General features: G+C 55.3%; 13 protein-coding genes and 1 tRNA gene. 3 read left to right on the forward strand and 11 right to left on the reverse strand.

Going from position 1 to position 14136, the window contains the following annotated elements; all coding sequences use genetic code 11:
* The first annotated feature begins 25 nt into the window (after positions 1–25).
* On the forward strand, positions 26–2842 hold the full coding sequence (uvrA, locus tag NP590_RS13700) for an excinuclease ABC subunit UvrA (protein ID WP_256603068.1): 2817 nt from the start codon (positions 26–28) through the stop codon (positions 2840–2842).
* Positions 2843–2846: 4 nt separating this feature from the next.
* Here uvrA and NP590_RS13705 read toward each other — a convergent pair.
* A tRNA-Val gene (locus NP590_RS13705) sits at positions 2847–2922 on the reverse strand.
* 315 nt (positions 2923–3237) lie between these two features.
* Here NP590_RS13705 and NP590_RS13710 point away from each other — a divergent pair.
* On the forward strand, positions 3238–4272 hold the full coding sequence (locus NP590_RS13710; RefSeq protein WP_256603070.1) for a GGDEF domain-containing protein: 1035 nt from the start codon (positions 3238–3240) through the stop codon (positions 4270–4272).
* Between the two features lie 332 nt (positions 4273–4604).
* On the opposite strand, the gene fabG is transcribed toward NP590_RS13710, so the two are convergent.
* The 6 genes from fabG to NP590_RS13740 all read right to left on the reverse strand — a co-directional run bounded on the left by fabG (position 4605) and on the right by NP590_RS13740 (position 9203).
* The gene (gene fabG / locus NP590_RS13715) at positions 4605–5351 is read right to left on the reverse strand and encodes a 3-oxoacyl-ACP reductase FabG (RefSeq protein WP_256603073.1); all 747 of its coding nucleotides are present in this window, start codon (positions 5349–5351) and stop codon (positions 4605–4607) included.
* Entirely contained in the window at positions 5329–6294 is a 966-nt protein-coding gene (fabD, locus tag NP590_RS13720) for an ACP S-malonyltransferase (protein WP_256603075.1), read from the reverse strand. Before fabD ends, fabG begins: the two co-directional genes overlap by 23 nt.
* An 8-nt stretch (positions 6295–6302) precedes the next feature.
* On the reverse strand, positions 6303–7271 hold the full coding sequence (locus tag NP590_RS13725; RefSeq protein ID WP_256603078.1) for a beta-ketoacyl-ACP synthase III: 969 nt from the start codon (positions 7269–7271) through the stop codon (positions 6303–6305).
* Entirely contained in the window at positions 7268–8296 is a 1029-nt protein-coding gene (gene plsX, locus NP590_RS13730) for a phosphate acyltransferase PlsX (protein ID WP_256603079.1), read from the reverse strand. Before plsX ends, NP590_RS13725 begins: the two co-directional genes overlap by 4 nt.
* A gap of 200 nt (positions 8297–8496) precedes the next feature.
* The gene (gene rpmF, locus NP590_RS13735) at positions 8497–8682 is read right to left on the reverse strand and encodes a 50S ribosomal protein L32 (protein WP_256603080.1); all 186 of its coding nucleotides are present in this window, start codon (positions 8680–8682) and stop codon (positions 8497–8499) included.
* 2 nt (positions 8683–8684) lie between these two features.
* A complete protein-coding gene (locus NP590_RS13740) occupies positions 8685–9203 on the reverse strand; it encodes a YceD family protein (RefSeq protein WP_256603081.1) in 519 nt (172 codons plus the stop codon).
* Positions 9204–9270: 67 nt separating this feature from the next.
* On the opposite strand from NP590_RS13740, the gene NP590_RS13745 reads away from it, so the two are divergent.
* Positions 9271–9849, forward strand: coding sequence for a Maf family protein (locus tag NP590_RS13745; protein ID WP_256603082.1), 579 nt, complete (start codon positions 9271–9273; stop codon positions 9847–9849).
* A gap of 8 nt (positions 9850–9857) precedes the next feature.
* On the opposite strand, the gene NP590_RS13750 is transcribed toward NP590_RS13745, so the two are convergent.
* From NP590_RS13750 to NP590_RS13765, 4 genes are read right to left on the reverse strand one after another with little or no spacing between them, the layout of a single operon-like run.
* A complete protein-coding gene (locus NP590_RS13750) occupies positions 9858–10712 on the reverse strand; it encodes an HDOD domain-containing protein (RefSeq protein WP_256603083.1) in 855 nt (284 codons plus the stop codon).
* Complete coding sequence (locus NP590_RS13755) at positions 10712–11287, reverse strand: lytic transglycosylase domain-containing protein (protein WP_256603084.1); 576 nt, start codon at positions 11285–11287, stop codon at positions 10712–10714. The genes NP590_RS13750 and NP590_RS13755 overlap by 1 nt, the downstream gene beginning before the upstream one ends.
* A gap of 22 nt (positions 11288–11309) precedes the next feature.
* Positions 11310–12512 (reverse strand): formate-dependent phosphoribosylglycinamide formyltransferase, encoded by a 1203-nt coding sequence (gene purT, locus NP590_RS13760; protein WP_256603103.1) that lies wholly within the window; start codon positions 12510–12512, stop codon positions 11310–11312.
* Entirely contained in the window at positions 12512–14107 is a 1596-nt protein-coding gene (locus NP590_RS13765) for a MutS-related protein (protein WP_256603085.1), read from the reverse strand. Before NP590_RS13765 ends, purT begins: the two co-directional genes overlap by 1 nt.
* Positions 14108–14136 lie beyond the last annotated feature (29 nt).

Consider the following 14136-nt stretch of genomic DNA (forward strand, 5'->3'; position numbering starts at 1 on the left):
TCTTTAAATTGCAGGAATCGACACAGTGGACACCATCAGCATACGCGGCGCCCGCACCCATAACCTGAAAAACATTGACCTGGACCTGCCCCGGGACAGCCTGATCGTCATTACCGGGCTGTCCGGTTCCGGCAAATCGTCGCTGGCCTTCGATACCATTTACGCCGAAGGCCAGCGACGCTACGTGGAGTCCTTGTCCGCCTACGCCCGGCAGTTCTTGTCGATGATGGAAAAACCCGATGTCGATCATATCGAAGGCCTGTCGCCGGCCATTTCCATCGAGCAGAAGTCCACCTCGCACAATCCACGCTCGACGGTCGGCACCATTACCGAGATTTACGACTATCTGCGCCTGCTGTATGCCAGGGTCGGTATTCCACGTTGTCCGGAACACGGCGGTTCGCTGGAGGCGCAAACCGTCAGCCAGATGGTGGACCAGGTATTGGCGCAGCCGGAAGGCGAACGTTGGATGCTGCTGGCGCCGGTGGTCAACGATCGCAAGGGCGAACACGTGCTGCTGCTGGAAGACCTGAAGGCCCAGGGTTTTCTGCGCGCCCGCATCGACGGCGAAGTCTACGAACTGGACGAGCCTCCGGCGCTGGATTTAAAGAAAAAACACACCATAGAAGTCATCGTCGACCGCTTCAAAATACGCGACGACATTGCCTTGCGGCTGGCGGAATCGTTCGAAACCGCGCTACGCCTGTCCGACGGCCTGGCGATGGCCGTTTCCATGGAAACCGAACAAACCCTGCTGTTTTCCGAACGCTACGCCTGCCCGCATTGCGGTTACAGCTTGAGCGAACTGGAACCGCGCATCTTTTCCTTCAACAACCCCAAGGGCGCCTGCCCCAGCTGCGACGGTCTGGGGGTGCGCCAGCATTTCGATCCGCAACTGGTGGTGCACAATCCGGACATCAGTCTGGCCGGCGGCGCGGTGCGCGGCTGGGACCGGCGCAACGCCTACTATTACCAAATCATTTGCGCGCTGGCCGAACGTTACGGCTTCGATCCGGAAATGCCGTTCTCGAAAATTCCCAAACAAATACAGGCGGTGATTCTGTACGGTAGCGGCGAAGACAGCATCACCTTTCAATTCCAGATGGGCCAGGGCAAACCCAAGATCAGTCGCCATCCTTTCGAGGGCATCATTCCCAACATGGAACGCCGCTATCACGAAAGCGATTCGCAGATGGTGCGCGACGAGCTATCCAAATATCTGGCCCAACAAACCTGCGAGGTCTGCGACGGCGCCCGTTTGAACCTGGGCGCGCGCAATGTGTTCGTGGCCGACCAGCCTTTGCACCACGTCACCCGCCAGCCTATCAAGCAGACGCTGAGCTTTTTTCAGCAATTGTCCATACCCGGCCACCGCGGCGAAATCGCCGCCAAGATCAATAAAGAAATACAGGAAAGGCTGGAATTTTTGGTCAACGTCGGCCTGGACTATCTGACCCTGGACCGCAGCGCCGACACCTTGTCCGGCGGCGAAGCCCAGCGCATACGCCTGGCCAGCCAGATCGGCGCCGGCCTGGTAGGGGTAATGTACGTGTTGGACGAGCCGTCTATTGGTTTGCATCAGCGCGACAACCAGCGGCTGTTGAATACGCTATTCAGATTGCGCGACTTGGGCAACACCGTCATCGTGGTCGAACACGACGAGGACGCCATTCGCGCCGCAGACCACATCGTCGATATCGGTCCCGGCGCCGGCGTGCACGGCGGCCAAATCGTCTCGCAAGGCTCGCCCGCGCATATTCTGGCGGACGCCGCTTCGTTGACCGGCCAATACCTTTCCGGCGCGCAAACCATAGATGTGCCGAAGCAAACCACAGCCAACGACGCGGCCCGTCAATTGACCATCCGCAACGCCCGAGGCAACAACTTACAGAACGTCACCGTGAATTTTCCGGTAGGCTTGTTGACCTGCGTCACCGGCGTGTCCGGTTCCGGCAAGTCCACCCTGATCAACGACACCCTCTACAGCCATGCGGCACGCATCATCAACGGCGCCAGCTGCATTCCGGCACCCTGCGACGCCGTCGAGGGCCTGGAACAGTTCGACAAGGTGGTGGACATCGACCAAAGCCCGATCGGCCGCACGCCGCGCTCCAACCCGGCAACCTACACCGGCATTTTCACGCCGGTGCGGGAGCTGTTCTCGGCCACGCCGGAAGCCCGTTCGCGCGGCTATACGCCGGGCCGCTTCAGCTTCAACGTCAAGGGTGGGCGCTGCGAGGCCTGCTCCGGCGACGGCGTCATCAAGGTGGAAATGCATTTTCTGCCGGACATTTTCGTGCCTTGCGATATCTGCCACGGCAAGCGCTACAACCGGGAAACCCTGGAAATCCGTTATAAAGGCAAGACCATCCACGAGGTGCTGGAGATGACGGTGGAGGACGCCGCGCAGTTTTTCTCCGCGGTACCCAGTCTGGCCCGCAAGCTGCATACGCTGATAGAGGTTGGCTTGAGCTATATCACGCTGGGTCAAAACGCCACCACCTTGTCCGGCGGCGAAGCGCAGCGGGTCAAACTGGCCAAGGAATTATCCAAACGCGATACCGGCAAAACGCTGTATATTTTGGACGAACCCACCACCGGTCTGCATTTTCACGACATCAAGCAATTGCTGTCCGTGCTGCACACGCTGCGCGACCATGGCAACACCGTCATCATCATCGAGCATAATCTGGACGTGATTAAAACGGCGGACTGGATTGTGGATATGGGGCCGGAAGGCGGCAATGGCGGCGGCAGGCTGGTGGCCGAAGGTACGCCGAGACAGATTGCCCAACATGCCGAATCGCATACCGGGGTTTATCTGCGGCGCTTTTTCGATTGAAATCTGGTGGGTGCTGAGGGGTTCGAACCCCCGACCCTCGCCTTGTAAGGGCGATGCTCTCCCAGCTGAGCTAAGCACCCGACTGCAACCGGCGGGCATTCTATCCAAATTGCCCGGCAATGCAAGACGTTTTTTAGCGCCGGTTAAAAAATCTCTACAAACCTTCCCATAAAAACGTGAAATCCGGCACGGAACAAATATCGTTTTGCCTATAGTTGTAAAAAATCATACTTAGCATATCTTTATGTAATTAGACGCTTACACTTTGAAGCAGTTATCTGTCCCAATGTCGGAAGCGCGAGCTGTTGGAAATATCCGGCTAGCTCGTCAAGCAAGGGACTCCCCGACTGGCGCACCTGAAAAATCAATATTGCAGCCCAATCAAATACAAAGATATGACCAACAGCACAGCACTATTACCGATTTACGATTTTTCCCATGCCCTGAACGCCAACTACCTGAACAAAATCATTCCGCTGTTGACTCAGCATCAAATTGCCGCCAATCCAATCAATTACGCCATTTTTTACGATTACGTCAGCGAGCTGAATCCGGCCTTGAACTCGGCCGTCAGCCGCCTGCTGAGCCAAAATGCGGCATTCGATTGCGAGACCAGCCTTGGGCTGTACGGCAACTTTATCAGCAACGCGCCTTTAAAATCCTTCGACACCATTCAACAAAAAATCCATAAGGTGATACGTCAGGCAACCGATGCCATCAACGACACCTGCCACAAGGCCGAACAGACTAACGACAGTTTCCGCAAAAAATCGGCGATATTGGAGAAAAAACCGGAAATTGCCACCACCCAATCGATTTTGCAGGAAATCATCCTGGAAACAAAATCGCTCGCCGCCACCAGCTATGCGATGCAGATGCAGCTAAATCAGGCTAAATCGGAAATGGAGGAATTGCGCAACGAGTTGATCCAGGTCAGGCAAATGGCGGTCACCGACGGCCTGACCGGCTTGTTGAACCGGCGGGCATTCGATCAGACTTTACACGAAATTATCGAACAGCCGATCGGCGAATCCACCTGCCTGTCCTTGCTGGACATCGATCACTTCAAGCGTATCAACGATACCTTCGGCCATACCATAGGCGATAACGTGATCAAGTTTGTGGCGTCCTTATTGAAGAAACATGCCGAGCAACATCATCATGTGGCGCGCTACGGCGGCGAGGAACTGGCCATCATCATGCCCAATACGCCCAAGCGCAAGGCTATCGAGATCGCCGAAAACATTCGCCTGGACATGGAAAATAGCCGCTTGAAACGCAAAACCGATAACGCAACCCTGGGCCAAATCACACTTTCGGTCGGTATCGCCGAACTGCAAGCCGACGATAACCCGGAAAGCTTCATAACCCGCGCCGATACCGCCCTTTATCAAGCCAAGGAATCGGGCCGCAACCGGGTCATGCATTAACTCATCGAGGTAGGGCATCGGCAGCAAATAAAAGGCTGTCGCGATTGTCGCCCTCATCATGGCAACGAGAGCGTAGCTGCCAATGACCTTCAGCGTAACGTTCATGAAGGCCTGGCGATCGCCCCGGCAAATGAAAGTAGTGCAGCTGGGTACGGTTCCTCGCCGGACAGGACGCCGTAAATACGTCCGTGTAGGCTCGACGGCAGCATCCTTGCTGCCGACGCCTGTCCAACAAGCAACCGTACCCGCCCGATTTTTTACTTTCAGAGTAAAAAAACCGGCGTCAGCCGAAGTTGACACCGGTTTTCGGCAAACCATCCGTTTGCCGATCCTCAGGGCATATACATGCCGCCGTTCACATGCAAGGTCTCCCCGGTTATATAAGAAGCCTGTTCGGAAGCCAGGAAAGATACCGCATGGGCGATTTCTTCCGGCCGGCCCAGCCGGCCCAAGGCGATGGAACCCAGCAGCGCGGTTTTAATCTCTTCCGACAATTCCTTGGTCATGTCGGTATCGATAAAGCCCGGCGCCACGGTATTGACGGTAATGCCGCGCGAACCGACTTCCTTGGCCATCGATTTGGCGAAACCGACCATGCCGGCCTTGGCCGCTGCATAATTGGTTTGACCGGCATTACCGGTGGAACCGACCACCGACGAGATATTGATGATACGGCCGTAACGCACTTTCATCATGCCGCGCAACACAGCCTTGCTCATGCGGAATACCGAAGTCAGATTGGTGGCGATGATATCGTCCCATTCTTCATCCTTCATGCGCATCAACAAATTATCGCGGGTAATGCCGGCGTTGTTAACCAATACCGCCGGAGTGCCGTGCGCATCGCCGGTAATTTTGATGAAGTTTTCGATATCGGCGGCATCGGCCACGTTCAATTTATAGCCCTTGCCGTTTTCGCCCAGATAGACGGAAATTGCTTCGGCCCCGCTATCGGAGGTGGCGGTGCCGAGCACAAAGAAGCCGTCGGCCGCCAGTTTTTCCGCAATGGCGCGGCCTATGCCCCGGCTGGCGCCGGTCACAATGGCCAGTTTTTTATTAATGTCCTTGAGGGTATCCATGCAATTGCTCCAACACACTATTTAACGAATCCGGGTCGAACATCGTGAAATGCGCCGCATCGGGCGCGATACGCTTATTCAACCCCATCAACACCTTGCCCGGCCCGCACTCGACGAACTCGGACACGCCTTGCTCGTGCATGAATTTGACTATTTCCACCCAGCGTACCGGGTTGAACAGTTGTTCCTTCAAGGCATTGCGAATCACTTCGGGCGAACCGTGCGATTTGACATCGGCGTTGTGAATCAGGGTCACAACCGGCATCTCCACATTGATACCCTGCAAGACCTCGTTCAACTTGTCGGCGGCCGCTTCCATCAACAGGCAATGCGACGGCACGCTGACCGGCAATTTCAAGGCCCGCTTCGCTCCCAAGGCTTTCAGCGCGTCGATGGCTCTATCGACGGCGGCTGTATCGCCGGCGATGACCACCTGGCCGGGAGCATTGAAATTAGCCGCGGCAACCACCTCGCCTTGCGCCACCTCGAGACAGGTGTTGACCACTTGATGATCCTGCAAACCCAGAATCGCCGCCATGGAGCCCACGCCGACCGGCACGGCGCTTTGCATGAGTTTGCCGCGGGTCGCCACCAGCTTGACCGCATCCTCGAAGCCGATGGCTTCCGAGCAAACCAACGCCGTGTATTCGCCCAGGCTATGTCCAGCCATCCAGGAGGGACGAATGTCGGTTTTATCGCACCAGACTCGCCAAAATGCCACCCCGGCGGCCAGCATGGCCGGTTGGGTGTTTTCGGTTTGATTCAAATCCGCTTCCGGGCCGTTTTCAACCAGATTCCACAGATCAAGCCCCAAGGCATCGGAGGCCTGTTCGAAGGTCTGCCGCACTTGCGGAAATGCCGCCGCCATGGCGGATACCATGCCAACCGATTGCGAACCCTGCCCCGGGAACACAAAAGCCAAATTATAATTTTGTTCGCTCATAGCCGTATTTAGTATTTGATTAACGCTGAACCCCAGGTAAACCCTGCCCCAAACGCTTCCATCAGAACCATCTGACCTTTTTTTATTCTACCGTCGCGCACGCCTTCGTTGAAGGCCAACAAACAAGATGCCGACGAGGTGTTGCCTTGGGTTTCCAAGGTCAATATTACCTGATCCATATCCATGCCCAACTTTTTCGCCGTCGCCGCGATGATGCGCGTGTTGGCTTGATGCGGCACCAACCAGTCTATATCGCTTTGCCGCAAATCGTTGGCTTCCAGGGTTTCATCCACGATACGCCCCAATGTATTGACTGCAACCTTAAATACTTCGTTGCCGCGCATACTAATATAACCGGGCTCGTCTTGCTTGGCGGCCGCGGCAACTTGCGGATTGGGACAGTAGAGCAAATCCTCGTAGCCGCCGTCCGAATGGATATGGGTGGACAAAATGCCGGGCTGATCGGAAGCGGCCAATAATACCGCTCCGGCGCCGTCGCCAAACAGAATGCAGGTGCCTCTATCCGTCCAGTCCACGATACGCGAACATACTTCGCTGCCGACCACCAGCACCGTTCGGCAGAATCCGGTTTTGATATATTGATCGGCAATACTCAGGGCGAATACGGAACCCGAGCAGGCGGCCTGCACGTCAAAAGCCACGCAGTGCTTGATGCCCAAACGTTCCTGCAAAAGGCAGGCCGTGCTGGGGTAGACTCTGTCGGGGGTGCCGGTGGCCACCACAATCAGGTCAATTTCATTCGCGTCGATACCCGCCATGTCGAGAGCCTGCCGCGCGGCAATTTCGGCCATGCTGGACGATGTTTCGTCGGGCCCGGCGATGCGCCGGCTTTTTATGCCCGTGCGTTCGTAAATCCAGCTATCCGAAGTATCCACCGTGGCGGAGATATCGTCGTTGGTGCGAATAGTGGCGGGCAGGTAGCCGCCGGTGCCGATCACATTACTCCAGCGGCTCATTCTGCTTCCTTCCGGGCAAGTGCGATTTCCAGCTTTTCGCCGATTTTACGAATAACATCTTTCTCAACCTCAAGTTCCGCCAAGCGGATGGCTGTTTCAAAGGCCAGGGCATCGGCGCCGCCATGACTTTTGATAACCAAGCCACGCAGTCCGATAAAACTGGCTCCATTATATAGTCGCGGATCGATGCTATCTTTAAATAATTTTAGTACCGGGTATGCCAGCAAACCGGCAAGTTTTGTCAGAATATTTCGGGAAAAGTTTTCCTTCAGCTTGACGGCAATCATTTTTGCCGCGCCTTCAATCGATTTAAGCGCGACATTGCCCACAAAGCCATCGGTAACGATCAAGTCGACCTTGACGCTGCCGGCATTGATGGAATTGCCTTCCACATAACCGATATAGTTCAAGCCTGAATTTTCCAACAGCTTGGCGGCCGCCTTGACTTGTTCGTTACCTTTCATGTCTTCTTCGCCGATATTCAGCAAGCCAACCCGCGGACGCTCGATATTTTCGACCGCCTTGACCACTTCCTCGCCCATCACGGCAAATTGGTACAAGTGCTCGGCGCTGGAATCAACATTCGCCCCTAAATCCAGCACATGGGTATGACCAAAGGTCGACGGCAGGGTCGAGATGATGGCCGGGCGCTCGATGCCGGGAATCATTTTCAACACGAAGCGCGCGGTCGCCATCAAGGCTCCGGTGTTGCCCGCGCTGACACAAGCGTCGGCCCGGCCTTCCTTGACCAGATTGATCGCCACCCGCATTGAAGAATCTTTTTTATTTTTCAAGGCTTTTTGCGGCGGCTCGTCCATTTCCACCACTTGCGTGGCATGTTGAATACTGATTCGATCCTTGAACTCCAGCAAGGCGTCGGACAACATGTCCCGAAGCACGGCCTCATCGCCGACCATGATCAATTTTAATTGGGGATTTTTTCTCAAACAGGCCAGTGACGCCGGAACTGTCACTTGGGGACCGAAATCCCCGCCCATGGCATCAATCGATAGAGTTGAGCTCACGCTTAGGACCTAACCCTTGAAGTTGAAAGGAGGAGACACGCCTAATCGAACGTGCCGTCTTTGAAAATGAGCAAATCCGCCCTCGCCTCGAAAACCATGTTCAAGCAGGGCTGAAAAAGCGAAAAGCCGGTTTGACCCGGTCTTTTCGCTAAAAAATCAGCCGCGCGACCAAATCATCGGCCACGGGCGGACGACGATTGTTACTCTTCGTCGATGTTGCCGGCAATGATTTGGCGGCCCTTGAAAAAGCCGTCGGGCGTCATGTGGTGACGCAAATGCACTTCGCCCGTCAAGGGATCATTGGCCAGGGTTTTGGCTGTTAATGCGTCGTGCGAACGACGTTGACCGCGTCTTGAGCGCGATACTTTGCTCTTTTGTACTGCCATTTTTACTCTCCAGTTTTTTTAAGTTTGGCTAAAACAGAAAAAGGGTTATTCGTTTGGGTTTGGCTGTTATCGTCAAAACCGGGGTCTTTCGACTGCTGCCGCGCAATACAGTCATATCCATGCTTGGGATAGTCGGGTATGGCCAGCAATATTTCGTCTTCTATCAAGTCGTTCAACGAGACTTTTTCGCCATCCAACAACAATGGCTCGCAATCAAGCTCGAGCTGATCCGCCTCTTGCAGCGAAGACACAACCGCCAGCTTGAATGAAAGCTCAATCGGCCATGCCAAGATCTGCAAACAGGATTGGCATTCCAGTTCCAGCAGGGTTTTGATCGAACCTGAAACCACTGCTCGCTTACCTTGCTTGGCAAACCGAACATCGACCTCGATATCAGCCTCGGTGTTCGCGACCATGCCGGACAAACGTTCAAGCGTACTTATTTTTAAGCTACCCGCCAGGATGCTCCGCCTTTCGGCGAACAATAACGGATCAATAAGATTGGGAAGTTTGTCTGACATAACTGTACAATCATACAGATAACTCACTGTTGCGTCAAACCGACAACTTTCCCCGCTCACTAAAGACATGCAAAATCTTGTTCTGGCCTCGAGTTCGAAATACCGCGGCCAAATTCTGGAAAAACTGCAACTGACGTTTCATTGTTGCGGCAGCGACGTGGACGAAACCCCATTTCCCGGCGAAGCGCCGGCCGATCTAGCCCTAAGATTGGCGACGGCAAAGGCGCAAGCGGTGGCGAAAACCTACCCCCAGCATTTGATCATAGGCTCGGATCAGGTGGCGGATTGCGACGGCGGCATATTGGGCAAACCCGGCAACAGAGAACGGGCGCTGCGGCAGTTGCAACTTCAGGCGGGCAAGGAAACGACTTTTTATACCGGCCTTTGCCTGCTCGATAGCAATACCGGAAATCTCAAAACCGATCTCGACATTTGTCGGGTCCATTTTAGAGATCTCGGCGACGAGCAATTGAAGCGCTACCTGGACAGGGAACAACCCTACCAATGCGCCGGCAGCTTTAAATCGGAGGGCTACGGAATTGTGTTGTTCGACAAAATTGCGGGCGAAGACCCTAATGCCTTGGTCGGCTTGCCGTTAATCAAATTGATCGGCTTACTGCATCAATTCGGTGTGCACATCCCTTGAGACAGGGATTATCTCGGCAACAGCTGTTCGAAAACGTCGAGAAACTCGACGGCGGCCTGCTGCATAACCTGCTCGATCTGCTCCCGACTCAAGCGCATCAGAGCCAGAGTCTGGTCCGATATTTCGACCAGGGTTTGCTCGATAGGCCTGCCGAACTCCCTGTCGTCGATCAGACGGGCGGCCAACCACAACAGTTGCGCGTCCAGTTTATACGTCACAACAGACTCGGGATTCAAAACGCCGCCAACAACCTCGTGCAACGACTCCGGCAACGCCCAGGACTTAAGCAACTCGCGCGCCACATCGGCATGGGTAAAGCCGATGATCTCATGCTCAAACCCAGCCAACAGCCGCCTGTCCTGCCGGATCGACAGCAGGACCTGGGAGGCCTGCTCGGGCATGACCTGATAAATGACCAACGAACCCAGATCGTGCAGCAAGCCGGCCAAAAACAGGCGTTCGGTATTCAACGGCATGCACTGCTTACCCAACAACTTGGTCACCACGCCGCAATGAACGCTACGCATCCAAAATGCCGTCATGTCGACCAAATCGCAAGGAATTTTGCTGAAACGGTCGACCACGCAAGTCGCCACCACCAAGTTATATAAATCGTCGATGCCGACAATGGCAACCGCGCGTGAAATTGTGTCTATCCGGGATTGAAATCCGTAAAAAGAGCTGTTCACCAAACGTAACAGACGGGCGGACAGAGCCGGATCCTTGCTTATTACCCCCCCCATGTCAGCCATGGAGTAGCGGGGATCCCGCACCATCTCATTCAGCTGAAAATAAATATCCGGCAAGGAAAACAAGCCCCCCACTTCCGCAACAACCGCTTGCGCGTTAGCAAATTTCATCATCAACTTTTTCCATAAAGACTGAGCACGTGTTGCACGTAATTCTGGGTTTCCCGATAAGGCGGCACGGTGTAATTGTATTTCATGACAGCCCCCTCTCCGGCGTTGTAACCAGCGACGGCCAATTTCAGATTGGAATTGAACATGGCCAATAAATCCTTCAGATAACGCGTTCCGCCATCGACATTCTGTTCGGCGTCATGCCTGTCGGTCACTCCATAGCGTCGCGCCGTATCGGGCATCAGCTGCATCAAGCCGACCGCGCCGGCGGATGACACCGCGTGGGGATTGTACGCGGACTCTGCTTGAATCACGGCATGCAGCAGCTTGGGATCCATTTGGTGCTTGGCCGCCGCCTTGGCAATCAAATCCTGATACTTAAGCCTGTTAACCGACATGAACTTAACATCGTGGGTATAGGTTTTGGGCCGGGTTCGAATAATCAAGCGATAGTTAAAGCCTTTTTTGGGTTGATCGGTGTAATACACCCGGCCGTCGGGCGCCACGAATTTATAAATATCGGCGGAGGCAAACGATGAAATGCTCAGCAAGACTATAAAAACTTTAAGCGATTTCAACGTTTTCCCCTTATTCGCTAAATTAACCCGCTTCGACGACCCTGATCGAATTTGCCGCCGACACGGCTTTCGCCCTGGCTTCGTCCACGCTATCGGCGGTTGCCAAAGCCACGCCCATGCGCCGCGCCACGAAAGCTTCCGGCTTGCCGAACAGGCGAATCTCGCTATCCGGCACGGCCAGGGCGCGATTCAAGCCTTGATAGGCCACGGCCTTGGCATCGATGCCGCCCAGAATCACCGCGCTGGCCCCGGTTTTGCCCAGCGCCGTGTTGACCGGCAAACCCAAAATGGCGCGAGCATGCAGGTCGAATTCGTTTTGCACCTGACTGACCATGGTCACCATGCCGGTGTCGTGCGGACGCGGACTGACTTCGCTGAACCAGACGTCGTCGCCCTTGACAAACAACTCCACCCCGAACAAACCCAGCCCGCCCAAGGCTTCCGTCACTTTAGCGGCAATCCGTTGGGATAATTGAACGGCTTTTTCGCTCATGGGCTGCGGCTGCCAGCTTTCCCGATAATCGCCATTCTCCTGCACATGGCCGATGGGCTGGCAGAAATGAGTGCCGACCTGGCCTTCGGCGTCCATGGCCCGCACGGTCAACAGCGTAATTTCAAAATCGAACTCTATTTTGGCCTCGACGATCACCTTGCCGGTAGCGGCGCGACCGGCGGCTTGGGCATAATCCCAGGCGGCCTGTAACTGGTCGGCGCTTTTAACCATGGACTGGCCCTTGCCGGAAGACGACATGGTCGGCTTGATGAAACAAGGATAACCGATACCCGCGTCAACCGCCGCCTCCAGTTGCGCGTAGGTTTCTGCAAAGGCGTATTTTGAAGTCGGCAAGCCCAATTCCTCGGCGGCCAGCTGGCGGATGCCCTCGCGGTTCATGGTCAGCTGGATGGCCCGCGCATTGGGCACTATTTTTACATCTCCCGCCGCTTCGATTTCAGCCAACGCGGCGGTGGCAATGGCCTCGATTTCCGGCACCACCCAGTCGGGCTTTTCGGCGGCAATCAGCGTTTTGACCGCATCGGCATCGGTCATATCGATGACGTGGCTGCGATGCGCCACCTGCATGGCGGGCGCATGGGGGTAACGGTCCACGGCAATGACTTCGACACCGTAGCGTTGCAGGGAAATGGCGACCTCTTTACCGAGTTCGCCGCTACCTAACAACAACGCCTTGGTTGCGCTCGCACTGCCGGGGGTACCTATTTTCATCATGATTTGGCCAAATAATTTTCGATATCCTGCTTGGAAAAGCCGATTTTCTTCGCCACCCGGTCGGCATGGCTGACTCTGGAAATGCCCGGCACCAATCTGAAGGTCGGTAACTCGTCGGCGAATTCCACTTGTTTCGGCGTGGCAATGCCTCGCTTGACAAACACATCGACCAGTTGGTGGTTATGGGTAATCAGAATGGTACTGTTGCCCTTGCGGTAAAACCCGTCCAGCACGTCGATGGACGACTGCATTTTCTCTTCAAAGGTAGTGCCTTCCGCCATTTCGTCAAGCACCAGCAAGCTTTTTGCCGTGGTGGCCAGAAATATATCCCGGGTGCGTTTCAACTCGGTACCGAAACGGCCCTCGCCGTCGTCCAGATGACTGATCTCCGGCGCCTGATAGAAAATTTTATCGGCCACGCTCAAGCGGGCCGCGCTGGCGGGCACATAACAGCCGATTTGCGCCAGCAGCTGGATCTGGGTCACGGTCTTGCAGAACGCGGTCTTGCCGCCGCTGTTCGGCCCGGTCACGCACACCAGCCGCTCGTCGCCCATGGCAAAATCGTTGGCGACGTAAACCGGATTCTTATGCCCCAGCACCGGATTTTTGGCGCCCTCCAGTTGTATCGCATGCCGTTCGGTGGCCCGCATCTCCGGCAGTACGGTATCGCTGCCGTAGGCCTCGGCGTATTTGATGAAGGACAGCAACTCATCCAGTTCGCCCAGACCGTCCAGCATCTCGCCCAGAGCCGCCGAGTTGCGAAAAATATTGCGCAACGGAATGATGCAATTATCCCTGTCGTAGCCGCCTATCACCGGAATGTAAGCCAGCATCAACGGCAGGAAAAACACCGATGCCACCGAAATGCCGTCCTTGGAAAACTGGAACATATCGGTGGGGAAAATCGTTACCACGCCCCAAATCGCGGCCAGCAGCAAACCGATCAGCAGCGGCTTGAACAGCGTGGGCCGAAAAATCGTGGCCGGCGCGAAGGAGTTCTTGCGCTCTTCCTTGCTTTGCAGGCCTTTTTCGCTGTTGTAAACCGGCCCGACCATCAGCGAATAATCGTTACTTTGGGCAAATCCGCCGATCTTGTTGAACACGCTTTGCAGATAAGGCGTTTGCGGCGTGCCGGAATTGTGGATGGCCGCCACCAAATTCAGCGCCGCGTTGATACCGCGCCGATATTGTTTGTAGCCGTAGCCTTCGATTTGATTGTCTTCCCGCGCGGTACCGAAACCGCCCAGAAACTCGCCGAACAACAGCAGATACAAACGATTTTCGCTGGCCGCCGCATTGGCGACGATGTTTTCCACATTGGCCCGCACATCTGGGTTATCGCGTATCTCCCGAACCGCATCCTGTTTGGCGGCAATGGCTTCCAGGTCGGCCAGCGGCCGGGTCAGGGAACGGTATAGCACGGACTGGCCGGCAATGCTGACGGCGTAATTGACCGTATCGAACAATTCGTCGACTTCTATGCTGTTGAAGGCGCCTTGGTCCAGCACGCCCTCGCCGGTCGGCAGCGGTCGGCTTTTACGCACCACCGGCCATGCATCGTCGCTCCAGCTTTGTAATATATTTTGTTGCATGCTGACTCCCCCGCTTATTTTTGCCCCGC

Source organism: Methylomonas subterranea, from assembly GCF_024505185.1.
In the GTDB taxonomy this organism is placed as follows: Bacteria; Pseudomonadota; Gammaproteobacteria; order Methylococcales; family Methylomonadaceae; genus Methylomonas; species Methylomonas subterranea.

Excerpts from the sequence above, each read along its gene's own strand:
- NP590_RS13710 (WP_256603070.1), top strand. The coding sequence starts at position 3,238 with ATGACCAACAGCACAGCACTATTACCGATTTACGATTTTTCCCATGCC.
- fabG (WP_256603073.1), bottom strand. The coding sequence starts at position 5,351 with ATGGATACCCTCAAGGACATTAATAAAAAACTGGCCATTGTGACCGGC.
- fabD (WP_256603075.1), bottom strand. The coding sequence starts at position 6,294 with ATGAGCGAACAAAATTATAATTTGGCTTTTGTGTTCCCGGGGCAGGGT.
- NP590_RS13725 (WP_256603078.1), bottom strand. The coding sequence starts at position 7,271 with ATGAGCCGCTGGAGTAATGTGATCGGCACCGGCGGCTACCTGCCCGCC.
- rpmF (WP_256603080.1), bottom strand. The coding sequence starts at position 8,682 with ATGGCAGTACAAAAGAGCAAAGTATCGCGCTCAAGACGCGGTCAACGT.
- NP590_RS13740 (WP_256603081.1), bottom strand. The coding sequence starts at position 9,203 with ATGTCAGACAAACTTCCCAATCTTATTGATCCGTTATTGTTCGCCGAA.
- NP590_RS13745 (WP_256603082.1), top strand. The coding sequence starts at position 9,271 with ATGCAAAATCTTGTTCTGGCCTCGAGTTCGAAATACCGCGGCCAAATT.
- NP590_RS13750 (WP_256603083.1), bottom strand. The coding sequence starts at position 10,712 with ATGATGAAATTTGCTAACGCGCAAGCGGTTGTTGCGGAAGTGGGGGGC.
- purT (WP_256603103.1), bottom strand. The coding sequence starts at position 12,512 with ATGAAAATAGGTACCCCCGGCAGTGCGAGCGCAACCAAGGCGTTGTTG.
- NP590_RS13765 (WP_256603085.1), bottom strand. The coding sequence starts at position 14,107 with ATGCAACAAAATATATTACAAAGCTGGAGCGACGATGCATGGCCGGTG.